At 33.2% G+C, this 18948-nt stretch carries 17 protein-coding genes; 9 read left to right on the top strand and 8 right to left on the bottom strand.

Annotated elements, in window-relative coordinates:
• Positions 1-22 precede the first annotated feature (22 nt).
• Complete coding sequence (locus tag NEF87_RS11695; protein ID WP_457919956.1) at positions 23-406, top strand: nuclear transport factor 2 family protein; 384 nt, start codon at positions 23-25, stop codon at positions 404-406.
• A gap of 47 nt (positions 407-453) precedes the next feature.
• On the opposite strand, the gene NEF87_RS11690 is transcribed toward NEF87_RS11695, so the two are convergent.
• Both NEF87_RS11690 and NEF87_RS11685 read right to left on the bottom strand, forming a co-directional pair.
• Positions 454-1311: a TSUP family transporter gene (locus tag NEF87_RS11690; protein ID WP_457919955.1), complete on the bottom strand. Its 858-nt coding sequence runs from the start codon at positions 1309-1311 to the stop codon at positions 454-456.
• 108 nt (positions 1312-1419) lie between these two features.
• Positions 1420-2289, bottom strand: coding sequence for a DNA adenine methylase (locus NEF87_RS11685; protein ID WP_457919954.1), 870 nt, complete (start codon positions 2287-2289; stop codon positions 1420-1422).
• A gap of 98 nt (positions 2290-2387) precedes the next feature.
• Here NEF87_RS11685 and NEF87_RS11680 point away from each other — a divergent pair, with 98 nt between their 5' ends.
• Together NEF87_RS11680 and NEF87_RS11675 are read left to right on the top strand one after the other, a co-directional pair.
• Positions 2388-3266, top strand: coding sequence for a metallophosphoesterase (locus NEF87_RS11680; RefSeq protein ID WP_457919953.1), 879 nt, complete (start codon positions 2388-2390; stop codon positions 3264-3266).
• A gap of 121 nt (positions 3267-3387) precedes the next feature.
• Positions 3388-4458 (top strand): PhoU domain-containing protein, encoded by a 1071-nt coding sequence (locus tag NEF87_RS11675; protein WP_457919952.1) that lies wholly within the window; start codon positions 3388-3390, stop codon positions 4456-4458.
• 534 nt (positions 4459-4992) lie between these two features.
• Here NEF87_RS11675 and NEF87_RS11670 read toward each other — a convergent pair.
• Positions 4993-5682 carry a hypothetical protein gene (locus NEF87_RS11670; protein ID WP_457919951.1) on the bottom strand — a complete coding sequence of 230 codons (690 nt, stop codon included), beginning with the start codon at positions 5680-5682 and terminating at the stop codon, positions 4993-4995.
• A gap of 115 nt (positions 5683-5797) precedes the next feature.
• Between NEF87_RS11670 and NEF87_RS11665 the strand changes: the two genes are divergently transcribed.
• A complete protein-coding gene (locus NEF87_RS11665; RefSeq protein WP_371806737.1) occupies positions 5798-6259 on the top strand; it encodes a hypothetical protein in 462 nt (153 codons plus the stop codon).
• A gap of 60 nt (positions 6260-6319) precedes the next feature.
• Here the strand turns inward: NEF87_RS11665 and NEF87_RS11660 are convergent, their stop codons facing one another.
• Positions 6320-6712, bottom strand: coding sequence for a carboxymuconolactone decarboxylase family protein (locus tag NEF87_RS11660; protein WP_371806736.1), 393 nt, complete (start codon positions 6710-6712; stop codon positions 6320-6322).
• Positions 6713-6993: 281 nt separating this feature from the next.
• On the opposite strand from NEF87_RS11660, the gene NEF87_RS11655 reads away from it, so the two are divergent.
• On the top strand, positions 6994-8763 hold the full coding sequence (locus tag NEF87_RS11655; protein WP_457919950.1) for a C13 family peptidase: 1770 nt from the start codon (positions 6994-6996) through the stop codon (positions 8761-8763).
• 154 nt (positions 8764-8917) lie between these two features.
• Positions 8918-10180: a serpin family protein gene (locus NEF87_RS11650; protein ID WP_457919949.1), complete on the top strand. Its 1263-nt coding sequence runs from the start codon at positions 8918-8920 to the stop codon at positions 10178-10180.
• A gap of 34 nt (positions 10181-10214) precedes the next feature.
• Here the strand turns inward: NEF87_RS11650 and NEF87_RS11645 are convergent, their stop codons facing one another.
• Positions 10215-11180, bottom strand: coding sequence for a hypothetical protein (locus NEF87_RS11645; RefSeq protein WP_457919948.1), 966 nt, complete (start codon positions 11178-11180; stop codon positions 10215-10217).
• 121 nt (positions 11181-11301) lie between these two features.
• Between NEF87_RS11645 and NEF87_RS11640 the strand changes: the two genes are divergently transcribed.
• Together NEF87_RS11640 and NEF87_RS11635 are read left to right on the top strand one after the other, a co-directional pair.
• Positions 11302-11778 (top strand): flavodoxin domain-containing protein, encoded by a 477-nt coding sequence (locus NEF87_RS11640; protein WP_457919947.1) that lies wholly within the window; start codon positions 11302-11304, stop codon positions 11776-11778.
• An 82-nt stretch (positions 11779-11860) separates the two neighbouring features.
• The gene (locus NEF87_RS11635; protein ID WP_457919946.1) at positions 11861-12271 is read left to right on the top strand and encodes a bleomycin resistance protein; all 411 of its coding nucleotides are present in this window, start codon (positions 11861-11863) and stop codon (positions 12269-12271) included.
• Between the two features lie 89 nt (positions 12272-12360).
• On the opposite strand, the gene NEF87_RS11630 is transcribed toward NEF87_RS11635, so the two are convergent.
• The 3 genes from NEF87_RS11630 to NEF87_RS11620 all read right to left on the bottom strand — a co-directional run bounded on the left by NEF87_RS11630 (position 12361) and on the right by NEF87_RS11620 (position 16263).
• A complete protein-coding gene (locus NEF87_RS11630; RefSeq protein WP_457919945.1) occupies positions 12361-13893 on the bottom strand; it encodes a phytoene desaturase family protein in 1533 nt (510 codons plus the stop codon).
• 76 nt (positions 13894-13969) lie between these two features.
• A complete protein-coding gene (locus tag NEF87_RS11625; RefSeq protein WP_457919944.1) occupies positions 13970-14806 on the bottom strand; it encodes a hypothetical protein in 837 nt (278 codons plus the stop codon).
• 287 nt (positions 14807-15093) lie between these two features.
• On the bottom strand, positions 15094-16263 hold the full coding sequence (locus NEF87_RS11620; protein ID WP_457919943.1) for a TrmB family transcriptional regulator: 1170 nt from the start codon (positions 16261-16263) through the stop codon (positions 15094-15096).
• 521 nt (positions 16264-16784) lie between these two features.
• Here NEF87_RS11620 and NEF87_RS11615 point away from each other — a divergent pair.
• Positions 16785-18767: an ABC transporter substrate-binding protein gene (locus tag NEF87_RS11615; RefSeq protein ID WP_457919942.1), complete on the top strand. Its 1983-nt coding sequence runs from the start codon at positions 16785-16787 to the stop codon at positions 18765-18767.
• Positions 18768-18948: the final 181 nt, after the last annotated feature.

Here is an 18948-nt window from a genome sequence, read left to right as displayed (position 1 = left end):
TGAAATCGTAATGTTAATTATTATGGATTTTCGAGAAAAATTAATTCGAGATTTGTGGTCTTTTTTTGATCAACGACAGTTTGAAATGGTGAGACCTTTATTGCATGAAGAGTTTACAGCTATATGGGAAACTTCTAATGAAATTTTTCCCTCACGGGATGCTTTTATTAAAGTAAATTGTGATTATCCTGGTAAATGGCGCACAATTCCCCAAAAAGTGGAGTTATTTGAAAATGGGGGTGGAGTGAGTATCGTATCTGTTTTTTACAAAGATAAACCAGATCGATATTTTGCTACCTCTGTTTATGAATTCAAAGATGAACTTATTAGTAAAATTACCGAATATTGGGCAGCAGTTGAACAAGCTCCTGAATGGCGAAAAGGATATTCTCGACCTAAAGAATAAATTTTTTGAAAATTTTACATTTTTTATATTTGTGTTATAAATCTTGCTTAAAGGACAATTGCTTGAATAATTGCTATAATTCCCGTTCCTAAAAGTGCAAAGCCCACCATATAGTTTAATTTTGCTCGGGACATTTGTAGTGCATATTTCAACCCAACATTTGTGCCAATAACTGTGAAAATGGTGCCAATTAGCAGATAAGACCATACTTGTGATAAATTCACCAAAGGCATGAACAAGAATAATGCTACAATCATAACAATTGCCATCATAAAACTACTCGTACCCGTCGCGCGCATTAAATCTCGATTTAAAAAAACCATGAAAAGTAGAGCATAATTCATACCTGATCCTGCTCCTACAATACCCCCTAAAGCCCCTGAAATGATTAATCCGATGATTAAAATAATGATTGCCCACTTTTTGGGTAATCTCAACGAGAAAGTCGAACTTTCAGAGTTTTCAGTTTGGATTTCAAGCATTGCATTATTATTCTCTTCAATATTTTGCAATTTAGTGTCATTTTTTCCTTTCCATAAGAATAATAGTGCTACTAATAATACTAAATACCCAATCCCTCCTTTGAGAATTTCGGAGTGAGCCAAAATTTTCTCTTGTAATAGAAAGAATCCTCCGAAAGCTCCTATAAGCATTGGAATGCTTGAAATTAGACCCAACTTAAAATCAACTTCCTTAATTTGGGCATAGCGGACGGATAATACAATTCCGTTCAATAAATCTAAGACAATCGCAAAAAATAACGCTTCATATATGCCAAATCCAAACCCACCGAACAACAAGGGCACGACTAAACTCCAAGAAGTGAACGAGATTGTTGATGCTGCAATTCCTATTATGATCACCATTGGAATAAAAATCAAAGCAAATAACCCAAGCGAAATCATCCTATTGTGTATTCTTTAATTGAACCTAAATATTCTTTCATTGAAAATTTATCCATTTCCGATGTCACCGTAATTAATAGTGCAGAAATGTAAATTTGATTTGATCCCTCAGTAATTCATTACTAATACTTCCTTTATTGCTCCACGTTTTGATGCATCGCTATTAATCGCTCGTTTGGCATGTACTTTTTCAATGTGGAAGTCTTTATAAAGATCTAAAATAAAATCGCAGTAAGAATTGCTCAACATTAGCTTACATCCTCGGTTATCCAATTCTTTGAATATTTTTGCGAGATGAATTTGATCATGTTCAGAAAAATTATCTTTTGTATAGCTGGTAAAATTCGCAGTCTTAGTTATAGGGTAATAGGGTGGATCAAAATAAACGAAATCATTCTTTTTAGCATGATCAAGAGACTTGGTAAAGGAGCCATTTTGAATTGTGACTGTTTGCAATACTGTATGAATGGCTCGTAAATTTTCTTCATCTAAAAATCGGGGATTTTTATATTTTCCAAAAGGAACATTAAAAAATCCCTTGCTATTTACGCGATAGAGACCATTAAAACAGCATTTATTCATATACATAATTCGAGCTGCTTTTTGAACATCTGTCCATTGACTAAACTCCGGTAATCGATCGACATTTCGAATTGAGTAATAATAATCTGATTCATTTTTATGTCCTCGAAGAGCTTCAATCAAGGGATCGATTTTTTTTTGGATCATTTGATAACAATTAATTAATACTGGATTATTATCAATTAGAATTGCATTTTCAGGTAGGAGATAGAAAAATAAAGCACCCCCCCCAACAAATGGTTCAATATACTTATTGAAGGTAGAAGGTAAAAACGGATCAATTTGTTTTAAGAGCTGTCTTTTGCCACCAACCCATTTGAGAAAAGGTTTAGGACCAGCGGAGATTGCCTTGAATTTACGATTTTGAATTCGCATTTCTTCAATCGAAAGACCCATTTTTTTAAAAACTCTTTTTATCATTTATGCAAAAGTGAAATTACTTTTTTCTAATGCTAACTTATTTTTATTTGTTTTAACCCAATTGTTGACTTCTTATGAAAATTGCCATCATATCCGATCTTCATTTTCCTAAAAATATTTCCCAACAAACCATTCTCTATTCTGAATCGGGATATACCGATGCATTCTATGAGTCCATAGAAGAACAGATCAAAAAATTCCAGCCAAATAATATTGGTGCCTTTATTATTGATGGTGATTTCTATTGGGATTATAAAGAATTTGCTCCTTTACCGATTATTCCCCCAAATAATCAATGGAATTTTTACAACATGTTTATTTTTCAACTTGTGGCAATGCGTCAATGGCTGCATAGCGAGATTCCCTTAATATTGATTGAGGGTAATCATGATCCTTGGTTTGAAACATGTGTTTATTCTAAAAATGGTGAAGCATTTGTGAATTTAACGCATTATGCAGATTTTCTCATTGTTCATTACAAACTGACCGAATTTCAAGCGAATAAAGTTATTGAATTACTTCCTCGCAATTCTTCACATAAAAATCGTTTTGAAATAGGAAGTAACATGCATTTACTCCGAAATTCTGGAATTTTAATTCAAAATTTCTATATCTATGGCTTTCCATATCACAATAAGGAATTAGATAATACTACTTGGAAGGAACATCGAGAGACTATGATAGAAATTTTTCTCAAGAAAGTGGCACAAATCCAGAAAAAACGCCATAATAAGTCCGCTATGCCTATTTTGGTGTGTCATCATGGTCAACCTAAAACTCCCAAGATATTCTTTGAGCAATTAAATGGGAAAAAACAAGATATTATTGGGATCTTTTGGGGGCATTGGCACGGAGTTTCCGATGAGGATGTTGCCAAATTACGCATATCGGGTAAATTTTACAATGTTATGCCCGAAAAAAATAGTTGGAATATTCCCATTTTTGAAATCTAAGTAAAAGTTCCATTTTAATAGTGATTCCATATGTTTTTTTTTACCCACTTTTCCTAATCATGTAGATCATCTTTTTAACCATATGGTAATTATTAAAATCAGATAATAGAGGAATAACATAATGGCATTAAGCGAATTTGATCAGTTTGAACAAAAAAAAGTTCAAGAAGTGAAGGGAAGCTATTACATCTACCTCCCAAAAAGCTGGTGTAAAAAATATGGTGTTGCAGAAGATAAACGTATATTTTTAAAGCAACTTGCCGACGATTCACTTTTAATTCGTTCCAATTCCAAGGCACTGGAAATGGAAACTTCCTATACAATTGATCTGGACATTGATATGGAACGTCCTGACGATTGTTCTAAGGAAGAATATATAGATTATCTGTTTAATCTGTATTTGACTGCTTATATTATAGGTTATCATACAATTATTCTTAAAAAGCGTACTAAAATTCCCTTGAAGGTTAAGAATAGAATCCATAAAATGACCCGAAAACTGTATGGGATGGTTGTTATCTCTGAAAGTGAGACTCAAATTGTGGTAGAAGAGCACTTAGATGAAATTGATTTGCGAGTTATGAGTAAACAACTTCTCAACAAAGTAGGGTTGTTAATGGGCAATTTTGTCGAAATGGTAGAAGAAGACTCCATTATTGAGGAAGTAGAAGATATGGTTGATGAGTTAATTGAACAAGATAATCAAATTGATGAACATCGGTATGCAATTGAACGATACGTTCATCAAATTTTAACCTATCCAACCTTGGGCCGGTTTATCAATGTATCATCGGTGGAATGTTTACACTATAGTGAAAATACTCGATTAATTGAACGGATTGGGGATCACATCACCAAACTAGCTAAATTGCTAAAAATGCAGCCTATAGAAGATCGACCTTTTGTTCTTAAACATCTCCATGGGATGGTTCAATACTATCATACTATTCAAGATTACTATTGGCGTAAAGATTCTTTGAAATTCTTCTCTTTAACTCGGGATATTAAAGAATATTCAATTGAAATCAAACAATTGATCTTTGAAAATCATCCCGATACCGAGTATTTGATCCCTATCAGACGAGTGTGTAATATTTGTGGTGATATTGCTGAAATTCGCATCAATGATATCCTTGCCCGACAACAAGCCGCAGAAAGCGATAATCATCATAAAACAAAAAAATCTGAGTAATTAGCAATATATAGAATTAAAATTTGAATCTGCATATTTTTTCTTCCTAATTTTCTTTTTAATTTTAATCAATTCTTTTCCCATTTGATCAAGACATCGATTTTCTCACAAATCGTTAGATATTGCATATTTTTGTGCTTTCTGTTTAGATTGGAAAAAATTTTAGTTCATTATCTCCCTGAATTCATTAAATTTTTCTAAGAAAGGAGCTTTCCTTGTAAAAAATTTTAATATTTTAATCCCAAAATCCTTAAAGTTCATAAGAATATCATTTTCTGAGGTTTAGAACTGTGGAATGTTATAGTAGTGACGATATTTTTTTGGAAGAAATCAGCCATATAAAGCCATTAATTTGGCTTTGCAATTAAAAACATGATTGCAAATCACAAATTGATATTCAAGATAATCTTGAAAATCACCGTATGGCTAAAGGAATTTGCTTTAATAGAAAGAGTTTTTTTTGTGTGATTTGGGGATAAAATTTAGCAGTAAAAATAAAAATAAAAAAACACACTAACTGTAATTATTTTGAGTTTAATTAAAGAGATAAGGAATAATTGAATACCCTGTCCAGAATAATGGTATAAGATTTAACATAAAATGAGGAATGAAGGTAAATATCATTTGATTGCCTTTTCGCCAAACTATCAGATGTAAAAATCCTGAGACGGTTGTGAGTAAAACAAAGATAATTCCAAAAATTTGTGTTGAATCAACTGTATGTAGAAAATTAACCCAATACAGCGTGTGAATGGAACCTACAAAAGCTGAAAAGATAAGAAGACCAATGATACGGTAAACCCAGTTTCTCTTTTTGGTTTCTTCAGTCCAGGGAAGATACAGGTCCCAAGATTCAAAGATATAAATCCAGAGCAGTTGTTCCGATGCAGCATTGATCGTTGCCCAAATGAGAGCTGTTAGGATAACTCCCGTGATATTTGGATCATCATCAACAATGCGCGCAAAGTAGGCACAAATCAAACTTGCAATGATAACTCCTACATTGACCAAAAACATCTTGGGGTATTTAGTTTTGAAAGCATTAAAATAACCTGTCGAACCACGACGCCATTTTGAAATCCCCCAAGCAAGGCTATAGTATAGAATCATTGGGATTAAGGCCCCAGTTTTCGAATATAAGTATTGTGCAATAAATGGGAATGCGATAGCTATAACAAGTGAGAGTCCCAAATCAATAGGTTTCGGTTTCCATGTTTCTTCCATATTTTCATTAGCAGAAATGTTAATTAAAAAGTTTCTAGATAGATTTTTCAAAATTTTAAAAAATAGTATCGGTCTCCCTTTATAAAAATCGTCAAAATCTATGAATTTTATAGAGATGTCAGCCCCCACTTTAGAATCAATCAATGCTGATATTCGGAAATATCAAGCATTAACCGAAGGAATTGGAGATACAAAGATTTTAGAAACCTCAAATAAGGATAAGTCTAAGATTGTTAGCGACAAGCTATTTTTTGAAGAGGATTGTGTTTATCTATATCTTACTTTCAATGTAAATATCAAAAAAGTAAAGTGCATTTTGTATGTGACTGAGATCAATCCCGATTTTGTTGAAACTATGATCAGTCGTGTGGGATTACTTTGCACTGAAGAAAATATTGAGAATTACAGCAGAGACCCAACTCTGATTGAGAAATTTTGGAATGATGAATTTGTTAAGAAATACAATGAATTGTTTAAATCACTGCGTAGGTCTAAAATAAAATACCTTTTTAAAGAAAAATTAAAACCTGCCTTCAGTAAAAATCAATTTAATGAAATTGTAGATACTTGTGGCTGATAAATTTAACAAACAGATGAAAAAAGGGCAAAAAATCAACATTTTTGTTCATATGTGTGATTATTCGGTTGAATCTAATGAAAGAAGTTTTGGATCTGTCTTTTCAAGTTCTCTGCATTCTTCTAGACGAGTTGCAGCTCTTCGCAAGTGCGGTATTACAATTGATCCTCCAACTATCAAAGCAACATTAAAGGTTTCGTATAATTCTTCATCCGTTACCCCTGCTAAAACAGATTGAATAATATGGTAAGTGATACAATCATCACATCGTAGAACCATGGATGCAACAAGTCCTAATAATTCCTTAGTTTTTGCCGGGAGTGCCCCGTCATGGTATGCTTTGGTATCCAAATTAAAAAAACGTTTAATATTCAAATTTGATTTTGCCATAAGTCCTGCATTGGCATCTTCTCGAATTTTTTTCCAATCTTCTACTGAATTTGGAGTGCCCATACTTTGCAATATAATTAACTCCATTTAAATTCTTTAGGTTATTTTCAATGTTTTCAAAGTAATGGTAAAAATGTTGTAATTTATTGTTTCTTCCCATAATTTGAATATATTATTATTTTGATATGAAAATCGTCAAAAATAGGTTAGTATTCGACCTATGTGTTTAAAATTCTTTTAATGTAAATATAGATTTTTTAGAAAAAAAAAAACAATATATCCATAATGTAAAATATACGACACAATTATTAATCAGATACAAAATATGTAATATAGTGATTCTTATGAACATCAAAAGAAATCATTTTGCATTTTATTTTCTTGTGTCATTGTTTGTTTTGAATGCTTTTATTTCATTTAATTACTCTGCAGTGGCATCAGAAGATCCCCAAAACTCTAAATCTCCACAATCATCACCCTATGCGAATTTAGGGGCTTGGATAATTATTGCTGGTGATCGAAGTGATCACGATAAGTTGAACTATATAATTTATGGGTGCGAACAAGTACATAATACACTGACTGGTTTAGGAGTTAGTGCTGATGATATCTACTATCTTGCGCCCGAAGTAGATGGATATTCCCAATCGCTCTACAATGATGATGTGACTACTCTTGTGAATATTGACTATGCGATTGGGACTTGGGCGGCTGGAAAAGTTGATGAGACCAAAGGACTTGGGATGTATATTTTTGACCATGGAGGCGTCGATGTTATGTGCATACCTGGAACGGATCTTTCCGCTTCCCATTTAGACAGTGAACTTGATGACCTAGAAACTGCTACTGGATGTAATCGAAATATTATTGTTTATGAAGCTTGCCATTCTGGATCCTTTATTGATAATTTAAGTCAAGAAAACCGCATTATCTTAACGGCAACCGATCAAGATCATGGCTCTTCGGTTAATCCGAGTCATAATTGGGCGACTTTTTCAGAAGGCTTTTGGTCTTCTGTAGCAAAATGTAGAACTATTGGTAGGGCATTTGAAGATGCACGAGCATTTGTGGTAGCTTCTGGGCATGCTACAAGTCAGTTCCCATGGATTGATGACAATCATGATTCTGTGCCTCATGAAACCGATGCTTCTGGGTATTTACCTAACGGGGGGGATGGAGACGACGCTTTGAACATTATTATCGGAAATTTTGTTTCTTGTATGCCTCCTTTTCGGTTATATCTCCCAAAATGGCAATATATCAACATTTGGGAATTTAAATATGTTTTAGAACTTGAATTATCAAAGGATGTCCAAATTAGCGAGGCGATAATCAAGTTCATACCGCCGAATTGGGATCCATCTGAACTTATAAATCAGCAAGCAGAAGTTGCCGATGAAAAAGGAGTTCATTCTCTTTTGGAAGATTATTTACCTGCGGTCCAACAAGTTATGGATGATGGAAACCATGGGATAGTGATGGATGATGGAGAGCATGGAACAATAGCCCTTGACATAAATCGATTGGATAAAAGCTTTGAAATCCCAATGCGTGAAACTGGAGAGTATCAAATTTGTGCTTATGTTCGCAACGATAAAGGGGTAATTTCTGATGTTGTTAGAAGTCGGGTTACCTTTTTGGATGAAGGTGAAGAAGCTCCTGCAGATCGAATTCCTCCGACTGTTAAAATTCTTGATCCCGCAGATGGTGCCGGTGTTTCTGGAAAGATTCCTATCAAGGTTGAAGCGGATGATAATATTGCACTCGATAGGGTTCAAATTTACATGGATGGAGTGCAAATACATGACGAAATGATGTTAACTAAACCTTATCCTATCGTTTATTATTTTCTAGATACTACCGCTTATAGCAATGGTGTTCATAATATTACCGCTGTTGCCTATGATCATGTTGGACTTAAAGCTGAGACTTCCCATAAAGTTGATATCAAGAATGAAGAAAACGACGATACAACAGATGGTGAAAAATCCGATGATTCTGATGAAATAAGCATTATTGATATTCCTGGATATACATCGGGAACAATTCTTATAATTTCGGCTTTGGGAATTGCGTCTATACTTATTAAAATAAAGAACTATCATGAAAAATAAGAAAAAGTCAAATAATTGTTGGGTAATAAACCGTTCGAATTTATTACCTCACTTTTTTTAAATACAGTCTTATTTTGATGTTATAACGAGTGCTATAGAATTTATCTCACGTCCCTAAGCAAATTTCCCATAATATTCCTAACAGGTTATTTTTATGAATAAAAAAAATCTAACAATTACATCAGCCATTCTTCTTGGAGTTACTCTAACCACTACATTATTTTTATTCAATTTTCCATATCAACCAAAACAGCCCCCAAAACTGAATGATACTGGATCCACACAACCGGGGATGCAAGCGATAGTAGATGCGAGTAATCAGTTTGCATGCGATTTATATTTACAATTCGCAGAATCCAATGAAAATAACCTCTTTTTTTCTCCCTTTAGTATTTTTTCCGCCTTAGCCATGACTTATGAAGGGGCTTCTGGAAAAACAGAAGAAGAATTATTATCAGTATTACATCTTTCAAATAACAATGAGCTAGTTCCAAACTATGCCGCAGTTTATAATAAATTAAATCAAGATAAGGGCCAAGAAAATCTGAGAATGGGAAATGCCTTATGGGCACAACATGACTTTCCATTCTTCAAGGATTTTTCAAATCGCATAGAACAATATTATGGAGCCAAAGCAGCAAACCTCGATTTTAAAAAACAAACTGAAAAATCGAGACAAACCATCAATCAATTTATCGACGAGCAAACAAACGGAAAAATCAACGATTTGCTTCAAAAAGGGGACATTGTTAGCTTGACTAAATTTGTCTTAACTAATGCGATATTTTTTAAAGGGAATTGGCTCAATGAGTTTGATAAAGCAGATACACAAGACAAGGATTTCACATTGGCGGTAGGAAAAAAAGTAATAGCTCCTATGATGCAACTGGACCCTGGAACAAATCAAAATTTTAATTACTCTCATCTTGATAATCTTCAAATTCTTGAGTTGCCATATCTGGGGGAGAAATTTTCAATGATCATTCTGTTACCAAACTCTAATATGGATTTGATTGAATCCTCGTTGTCCAATGAAAAACTAATAGAATATAATTACAACTTGCATGAAGCTAAATTGAGTTCTATTTCTCTGCCAAAATTTGAGTTTGAAACCCGATATGACATGCAAAACACTCTTGAAGATTTAGGGATGCCAACAGCATTCACTGACGATGCAAATTTTTCAAAAATGAATTTGGATCCTCGACTTTTGATTACAAAGGTTATTCATCAAGCTTATATCAAAGTTGATGAAAAAGGAGCTGAAGCCGCGGCAGCTACTGCGGTAATTGGGGGATTTAAGTGTGCTACTCCCAGTTTTGAAGCAGATCATCCATTTATTTTCCTTATCCAAGAAAAATCTACTGGACTCATCCTATTCATGGGAAGGCTGTCTGATCCAACAATGAAGAAGTAAGTTCATAAATTTTTTTTGGATTTTGAGATTTCTATTATGTTTCCTTTAACTTATATAGGAGATAAGCATAGAAAGTAACCCATTTATTGGGTTCTCCCCGAGTCCCGGGTCGAAGGAATTTATTTGTCGGATTCCATTCTAAAGGAAACCGTCCATCAGGCAATTTCTTAGATTCAAAGAGTTCCCAAGCTCGTACACATTTGGGGTGATTTCCATACCCCATTTTAAGAAGGGGATATAGAGTTTCCAATAATCCCTCTCGATAAGTGAAGGGAAAAACCAATAATTCCGCATTTTTTACCACTAATTCGGTCGGTTTATTCCTTTTAAAAATAAGTTCACGGTTTAAGAAGTAATCTATAAGTTTTTTTGCATATAATTGATCCCACAATGATGAAAACTCAGAAAGTCCAAATAACACTTTGAGCGTCCCCCTAAAACAACTCTTGATTTCTCTTCCTTTAGGTTTCTTTTTTCTCTCATTAAGATCACATAAATAGCCATTATCATGTCTAATTGAGGATGTAACTAACTCAATGGTTTTCTGAATTCGAGGATCAGAATTAAAACCCAGTTTTGAAAATGTGTGAAGATTTAAACCGTAAAGACAAGATAAATGTTGCCAGAAATCCCCATCATCTTTTTGAAGATTTAAATAGCGATTGCTAGCAATGTTAACAAAGTCTTCTTTTCGCGTAAGTCCGTATTCTGCAAGATATCCTAATACCCAATGTGTGGTATTGAACGTCCGATATTCCGTACCTTTACCAATAATATTGCCTTTCTCTACTTTGACGGTCCAATAACCCTCTGGATGCATTGCCTTTTTAATTTTCAAGACGGGTTTCCAATTCAGAATCTCCTTGTAGGTTTGCTGAATTTCGGGATCCTTTGGCGAATAATCGAGTAATTCTAACATCGTTCGATAGCGTACCGATGGATTAGAGGGTTCTAACAACCACTCAAGCACTTCATTTGGTATCTTATGATCTGGTGACACTCTGAATTCGATATATTACCACACAAAATAAAGTTTCCTCATCTTGGAATTCGAAGGAGTTCAAAGACGCAAGAAGAAAACTATAAGTGAAAAAAAAATTCATTTAGATAGGGAAGAACCAATGAAAATTGCAATTTTATATGATAGTAAATTCGGCAATACGAAAAAAATCGCTGAATTTTTGGCAACAGAAGGACGCACAGCTGGTCATGAAACTCAATTATTTAGAACGACTAAAACTAAAGCATCTGCCATAAATACTTTCCAACCGGAAGCGATCATGGTGGGAGGTCCCACGCATTTTGGAAAACCTACGAGTACTCTTATTAAATATGTCAAGAAATTAGGTAAAATTGAACATTCATCCACTATCCGAAAAGCTGCTGTCTTCAATTGTTATACTGGTGAAGAAGTTACCAAAGCGATGAAAGGTCAAATTTCCGATTCTCTTCCTAATATCGAATTACTCGATCAAGTTTTCCCAGTTCTCACAGGGGATCAAACTGGAGATAATTGGAACAAAATTTTCTTGCCTCCTAATTGGAAAGGTGATGCAAAAAGCTTTCTCTCTGCTTTTTTAAACTTTTTATCCCATTGATTCAAATCCTTACCTTTTTTTTAACATCTTTGGGATTTATGCAGGGAAAAAAGATTTATACTTGACATTCACTAGTATTATCATGAGATTCAACAAATTAATTCCTGAACTGAGTGTTTCTAATTTTAAAAGTTGTTTACACTTTTATATCGATATCCTCCGATTCAAGATTGAGTATAAACGTGATGAATCTAAATTTGCCATGATTTCTTTTCAAGGAAGCCAGTTAATGGTTGAAGAAATCAATGATTGCTGGGTAACTGGGGAATTATTGCATCCCTTTGGAAGGGGGATCAATTTTCAAATTGAAGTTGAGAGTATTAAACCGATTTTAGACAATCTGAAAAAAAACAATTATCCTCTATTTGTTGAACCCAAAGAAAATTGGTATAGACAAGATGATCTTCTATTGGGAAATAAAGAGTTTCTCGTACAAGATCCAGATGGCTATTTATTACGATTTGCTGAAGATTTAGGAATTAAACCTCCGTAAATTTTGGGTTATTTATGTGAAAAGTAAAATACAATAGAAAAAAGGACTAAAACTTACATTCGATAATCTTCGAAAATTGTAAACTTTCATTAATCCGCTTTGAATATTTTTTTTTCCTTTTTACAAATCAATTGCAAAACATCACGTCCAGTTTTCACACTTGGAGGAATTCCACCTGGAGGAAATATATATCTTCCAGCAAAATAGAGATTTTGAAACTCCCTTAATTGATAAGGACGTTGTTTCATCATTGATCTTGCATTTTTCGGGGTCGGATGCCATGAATTGAATGTTCCATTCCATGATTGTGTGTATCTTTGGAAAGTTTTGGGTGTTGCGACATCAGTGGTTTCAATATTATTAGAAATACCTGGATAATGTTCTTCTAATGCCTTAATTGTGATTGCCAAAATTTCTTTTTTTTGTGTTGAGTATTTCTCTCTATCTTCAGCAAATTCAAACCATGATTCAAATTCTGAGTAATGATTATAGGAAATCACAAGGTTTGACCTATTCTTTGGTGCAAATGGTAAACCAAAATTTTGATGTGTTTCTAAGATATCAAATTCATGCCCTGCTATTTTTATCGTTTCTTTCAAGGGAAGATATCTGTAAACGCTGTTAGTTTTATTTATAAAATTGTGATTAACCCCCAAAGATACCTGAAAACAAGGTTTACACATATTTTTTTCCAAAAATAGATCTTTGTATGGTGAATTTTCAGATTTGATTCCCAACATTGACTCCAAAGCCACAAATAGATCTCCTGATGAAATGAAAAAATCTCCGAAAATCTCCTTTCCATTTTCTAGCACTATAGAAGATACATTTCCCGCATTATGAAGGATTTTTTTAACAGGTGAGTTATAATTAATATTTCCTCCAAGATTCAAATATGTTTTTTCCATATTCCTTATAACTTCTAGGGAACCTCCAATTGGATAACCATTAGTTCCTTTATGGAACATTGCTAAGATATAGAAGAAACCAAATACTGATGTCTCATCATTTAGAAAAATATTCTTGAATGCTCGTCGTAATTGCTGATTTTTAAATCGTTTGGAGTATTCATTCAATGATATCTTCATACAAGATGAGAGAATTTTCAAGAATGGTAAGATTTTGAATGCAGACTTCACATTATCTAAAAAATTCATCTGTTGACGTGGTTTTTCAGGTATATAGTTGAAATTGACTAATTTTTTAACGGTTTTACAGAATTTATTTATCTCTTTTTTATCTTCTGGAGCAATTTTCATAAAGTGATCATGAAGTTTATCAATATCTGTATAGAAAATTATATCATCCTTATCTGGAAAACAATATCGAATATACTCATCATACGTTTTCATTTCTAAATTTTGAAATGCTCCTACTTCAGTAAAAATTTTATTCCAAAAATTCCCTTTCTTTGTACCCACTAACCAATGCATGGTTTCAAAAATATATCCTCCTCGTTTCCAGCTTGTACATAATCCACCTGGTTTTGAATGAGCCTCATAGATTTCTGCATCAAATCCATTTTTTTTTGCATAAATTCCCGATGCTAAACCTGCAACTCCCGCACCAATAATTACAACTTTTTTTTTTTTTGTGTTTTTTAATTCTTTCTTATTTTCCATGGTGTTTCAATCTCCATTTCCATTTAGTTTAATTTCCAAACGTTTGTATGGGAAAAAAAGGTTTGAATATTATCTGCTAATTATTTTTTTTATATTTATTCTCAATTTCCAAATAATATTCTATTATATCATTAATTCTATTCTCAGAAATTGAAGTAATTGATTGTTTAAGTTCTTTCATGGGATATTGATGAGGAAAGTACGATTCTGGAACTGGAGGTTCTTCGTCAAAACAGATTTTATTATGATTTGGTCCATTATAAAAGTACCGCCTAGAATATTCTCTTCCATTCAAATCAGCGGAAAGAAATTCTTCCATATTTTTTTTATAATCAATAGTTCTTTGTACCGCTTCCTTCATATGAACTTGTTTGAGTAATTTTTGTTTGAAAAATTCTGAATGTGGATCCTCACAGTGGAAGAGAAAAACATTTTGCTCCAATCCTTCCGTTTTTATAGTGTCCATGAATGGTTTTTCCAATATCTTCTTTCTGATATACACATTTTTAGTAAAATATCGAAATCCAAATAAATTGAGAATTTTTCTTGCTTTTCTTCTTTGAATTTCATCATTGGTTCTAAATGAAAAAATGATCATAGTAAAATCATCCGAATCCTCATAACTTTTTCTAGCAATTTCGCCAATATTTTGATACATTCTACACAATTTGTACCGCTTTACACCGATATCGTCAATATATTCCATTATTTCTCCTTTTTTCTTTGCGCGAGACATTGCAGTTTGGATTGCTGAATATGAATAACCTCCGAATGAACATAAATCCCGAATGTGATATATTCCCGGAGGTGGAAGATCTTTTAGAATTGGATTATAACCTTTCATAATAATTGGGGTTAAAATGAGATCAATTAGAGACACTGGATATTTTTTCATATAGTCCTGCTTATTCATATATTCACTTCATTACAAATTCTGCATATGTATTGTGAAATTGTAAAAACTTAATTATTAAGTGGTCCATTTCTTATCACTTTTAAAATTGAAATCAGTTAAATTGTACATGAAAATTCTTTTTTTGTAGATTTGATGCGCAGATTGCTGCCAAATTAATTGCAAATAGATCGAATGCGCCTTTACAAAAATAATCGGTAAGTAACTTTAAGCTATCTATGAAAAGAAAGAAAAATGATATAAAAAGAAGTAGAAGTTGTTCATTAAGATTGAATATTGCCCAAAATTTAGTTTCTCTCTTTCATGGTATTGATTGTGATTTTTTCCATTCTGATATCTTCAAAAGCTGCATATTTTCCCCCAACTGTGACTTGTACATCCTTCTTACTATCATTAGGTCTTATTATAATTGTTGATATTCCCTCATTCCAATCTTCCTTGATATCAACAATCTCTCCAGAAACAGAAATACTCATTTTTTTCGAGTTTGTACCAACTACATCAGCATATGGGATCATTTTTTTATTTAATAAGTATTTGGCTCCATCTAATGCAGTTTGGATATGTACAAATGTTTTTGGAAATATCATATTTTCTTTTGGGTTCTCAGGATAGAATGGTTTAGCTAAATTCCAATGGGTAATAAAAAAATTATCTGCTAAAGTGCTAACCCATTCTCGTCCTTCAATAAATTGAGCAACAACATAATCACTACTGACATCTTGTTCGAATGTTTCATGTCCCCATACAAGAGCTTTCTTGTAATCATTTATAATGAAAGGCATGGGTATTTGAATGATTTTTTCAATTCTGAAGAACTCACCCCAATTAATCTCAACTTCTTGATCAGACTTTTTGGGTTGTTCAGTAATACAAGTAATATTTATACCTCTCTTTTCTGCTTCCAGTAGCTCTTCCTTTAGACTTTTCAGCATTTTTAGATTTGCTATTATTAAAATTTCAAATTGAGTACCTTTTATCAGATTTTTGGCTGCCATTATGATATTCTTTTTACCAAAAATCTCCCAGATTTGGGATTTTTTATTTTTCTTAGCTTCAATTTTTTGTAATTCTGCAATGGCCTCATCTTTTATGTAAGTAAAATATGAGAATAAATTATGGACTGCTAAATCCGGTCCAACTGCTCGAAATCGTTTATCTTGTTTTCCTTTTTTTTCAATCTGGGGTGTTTGTTCTACCATTCCATATTTGACCAAACTTCCAAGTGTATCATATGACCGAGATTGTGGAATTCCTGTTTTTTGAACAAGTTGTTTAACAGTTAAAGTTCCTCCTTGAACGAGTCCTATATATGCCTCAGCTTCATATTTTGTTAAACCAAGTCTATTTAGTAAAGTTCTGATTCGCCAATTTTCATCATCTTGTATATTTGCAGATATCAAGTATTTTTTTAGATCATCTAAGGCTTCTATATCTTTCTTCGTATTTGGTTCCACTTCTAATCATTTTCCAGTTATTTTCTTGTATATTAAACTTGGGTTGTGTGAAATTTAAAAAAGAATTTGTTGCAATGATGTAATTATTGCATGCAAGCATTACCATTTATAGTAGTTAATTAAATCCTTTATAATCTTTGGATTATTTAAAAGATTTCTGTCATATTTTCAATATAAAAATGTAAAATAACTTCTATTTCGGGGTTAAAAACATGAAAATTGTCTTGAAATCTATTTATTCTTTCTCAAATAATTATTTTGGAGTAATGTATTTATAATTCTTGAACTTTGGGCTTGGAATAAACCTAATTTCGATAAATCTATCTCTTCTAAAAAGGGATTTTTTCTCGATTTAAACAATTATACCAAATTGTAATATTGTTTCTTTTTTTTTCGACTACTAAAAGTAGTAAGTTTTTTAAATAATTACTATCAATAAAAAATAAGAGTACTCTAAGTAGTTGATTTTTATCTAATGAGATACTTTTTTTTATAAAAAAATGAAGAGTTGAGAAACAATTATGAAAAAAAATAATAGAACTATTGGGTTCTTCCTAATTTTTACATTTGTCATCTCCACGGCTATTCAATTCTCTTCCGCGACTGCTGCTGTTCCAGAACGGAATGAAATTGTTTGGTGTACTGGATATGATAGTTTTGTCGAAAATTTGAACCCTTGGGATCCTACTCAATCATTCGGCATTGCTCTCGTATATGAACCCTTATTTGGATTCAACGGCGCAACCGATAAGTTAATTCCAGTTTTAGGTACCACCTACAGCTGGAATGCTGATGGAAGTGAATTGACAGTCACAGTAACTGATCAAGCTGAATGGTCCGATGGAGAAGCTGTTGATGCCAATGATGTTAAGTACAGCTACGAACTAGCTGCTGCCCAATCTCGCTGGGAAGGAATGTCTGATCTTTGGGATAGTATCACCGTTTCTGGAAATGATGTTGTTTTTGCGATGAGTGATAATAACAATTATAACTTCCAAATGGAACAATATTTACACACTGATATCCCAATTATTCCACAACACGTATTTACTGAAATTTGCCACTCGCTTTATAACGCTAGTACTGATATTGGCGCTTTAGAAACTTCTGAATTTACTAATGATTGGCATGATGCAACTTTTAATGAAGATTGGAAAGTTACCTCTGGTCCTTATGTTCCATATTCTCGAGATATGACTGCCCAAGAAGAAATTTTTGTTTACCGAGAAGACTGGTGGGGTGCAGAAAAAATTCATATGGATATTCCTGAATATGATGGAACACCTGATGCAAAATATGTTGCACTTCGAGCCTATTCTGATAATACAGCTGCCGATACTGCAATATTGACCGGTGAAGTTGACTTACACTCTGGATATTACGCAAGTGTCTGGACTGCTTTAGCTGCAAATGAACATTTGGAAACATGGTTTGGAAGAAGCTTTGAAGAATTCTATTTAGGACTTGGTTCGACCGTTGAAATTGCCCCAAATCATTTGAAGTTTCCTTTCAATCAATTATGGTTCCGGGAGGCGGTTGCTTACTCTATTAATTACGATATAATTCCATCTGCTGCTGCTAGTGGATACTGGAGTCGTTCGCGACAAGGTGTTATCGATAATAGATCTGCAAGCCATTTATCAGAATATGATGCTGATGTTCAAGCAGAATATGGTGTTGATTATGATTTTGACGCTGCTCTAGCAATAATGAATGAACATTGTTTCAAATTGAATACTTCTTTACCTCTATATTCTGCTTATAATGATGAAACATGGTATACCAATGTATCAGCTGAATATCAAGGTGAATTAGGCGCTGAAACAGATATGATTCCTGAAATGACTGGATTCCAAGTAGCTGTTGATGATTATGAAATCTTAGTTCCTGCTGGTTGGACTGATGTAGTAATTGCAACTGCAATGTGGGCTGCAGATATGTCTGCTTTAGGTATTACAACTGTTAAGAAAGAAGTCGATTTTGATAATGTTTGGATTGTAAAAGACGAAGAAGGCGATTTTGATATGATCATGCAATGTTGTACTCCTGAAATTGGAGAAAACCCCTTCACTATTATGAGTGGATGGCAAGGTGAATACTCACGTCCATGGAATAATGCTTCTTGGTGGGAAAGTGCAGATTTTGCTGGAAACTATACTGCATATGCACAAGCTGCTCCTGAAGATCGAGCAACTTACATGTCAAACATGCAAGAAATACTCGCTAAAGAAAAACCAACTATTGTCTCACATGTTAATGGATTTTGGTACTTAACCAACACTGAAAATTGGGAAAACTGGCCTTCTGCAGATAATTATTGGCAAGATCCTCAAACTTCCTATAGTATCAACAAATATGCATTAAAACAACGATTATACTTAGGTTTGAAATCTACTGGAAGTAGCTCCGGAGGTATTCCATGGAGTGGTTTTGGATTCTCAATATTCGCAGGTCTAATCATTGTAGCTGCTATTCAAACAATGAAAATGCGAAAGCGAAATTAAGTTAAAGTAATGTGAATCTATTACTCTTTTTTTTTTTCTTCTCGATTATTTAATTCTCAAAATACTCTGGAAGAATTTGGCAATAGTTAGTTTGAAAGTATAGGTTTATTATCAAATTATATCATCTTTGATTCATGAACAGAGTTTATAAAAAAAAAAAATTTGAATGGAAAATAATCTT

This window comes from Candidatus Lokiarchaeum ossiferum (assembly GCA_025839675.1).
GTDB classification, from domain to species: Archaea; Asgardarchaeota; Lokiarchaeia; order Sigyniarchaeales; family Promethearchaeaceae; genus Lokiarchaeum; species Lokiarchaeum ossiferum.
Note: the sequence above shows the minus strand (reverse complement) of the source record. Positions and strands in the feature narration are given on the sequence as shown.

What these genes read in the sequence shown, in the direction of transcription:
- NEF87_RS11695 (WP_457919956.1), top strand. Translation starts at nt 23, where the DNA reads ATGGATTTTCGAGAAAAATTAATTCGAGATTTGTGGTCTTTTTTTGAT.
- NEF87_RS11690 (WP_457919955.1), bottom strand. Translation starts at nt 1,311, where the DNA reads ATGATTTCGCTTGGGTTATTTGCTTTGATTTTTATTCCAATGGTGATC.
- NEF87_RS11685 (WP_457919954.1), bottom strand. Translation starts at nt 2,289, where the DNA reads ATGGGTCTTTCGATTGAAGAAATGCGAATTCAAAATCGTAAATTCAAG.
- NEF87_RS11680 (WP_457919953.1), top strand. Translation starts at nt 2,388, where the DNA reads ATGAAAATTGCCATCATATCCGATCTTCATTTTCCTAAAAATATTTCC.
- NEF87_RS11675 (WP_457919952.1), top strand. Translation starts at nt 3,388, where the DNA reads ATGGCATTAAGCGAATTTGATCAGTTTGAACAAAAAAAAGTTCAAGAA.
- NEF87_RS11670 (WP_457919951.1), bottom strand. Translation starts at nt 5,682, where the DNA reads ATGGAAGAAACATGGAAACCGAAACCTATTGATTTGGGACTCTCACTT.
- NEF87_RS11665 (WP_371806737.1), top strand. Translation starts at nt 5,798, where the DNA reads ATGTCAGCCCCCACTTTAGAATCAATCAATGCTGATATTCGGAAATAT.
- NEF87_RS11660 (WP_371806736.1), bottom strand. Translation starts at nt 6,712, where the DNA reads ATGGGCACTCCAAATTCAGTAGAAGATTGGAAAAAAATTCGAGAAGAT.
- NEF87_RS11655 (WP_457919950.1), top strand. Translation starts at nt 6,994, where the DNA reads ATGAACATCAAAAGAAATCATTTTGCATTTTATTTTCTTGTGTCATTG.
- NEF87_RS11650 (WP_457919949.1), top strand. Translation starts at nt 8,918, where the DNA reads ATGAATAAAAAAAATCTAACAATTACATCAGCCATTCTTCTTGGAGTT.
- NEF87_RS11640 (WP_457919947.1), top strand. Translation starts at nt 11,302, where the DNA reads ATGAAAATTGCAATTTTATATGATAGTAAATTCGGCAATACGAAAAAA.
- NEF87_RS11635 (WP_457919946.1), top strand. Translation starts at nt 11,861, where the DNA reads ATGAGATTCAACAAATTAATTCCTGAACTGAGTGTTTCTAATTTTAAA.
- NEF87_RS11630 (WP_457919945.1), bottom strand. Translation starts at nt 13,893, where the DNA reads ATGGAAAATAAGAAAGAATTAAAAAACACAAAAAAAAAAAAAGTTGTA.
- NEF87_RS11625 (WP_457919944.1), bottom strand. Translation starts at nt 14,806, where the DNA reads ATGAATAAGCAGGACTATATGAAAAAATATCCAGTGTCTCTAATTGAT.
- NEF87_RS11615 (WP_457919942.1), top strand. Translation starts at nt 16,785, where the DNA reads ATGAAAAAAAATAATAGAACTATTGGGTTCTTCCTAATTTTTACATTT.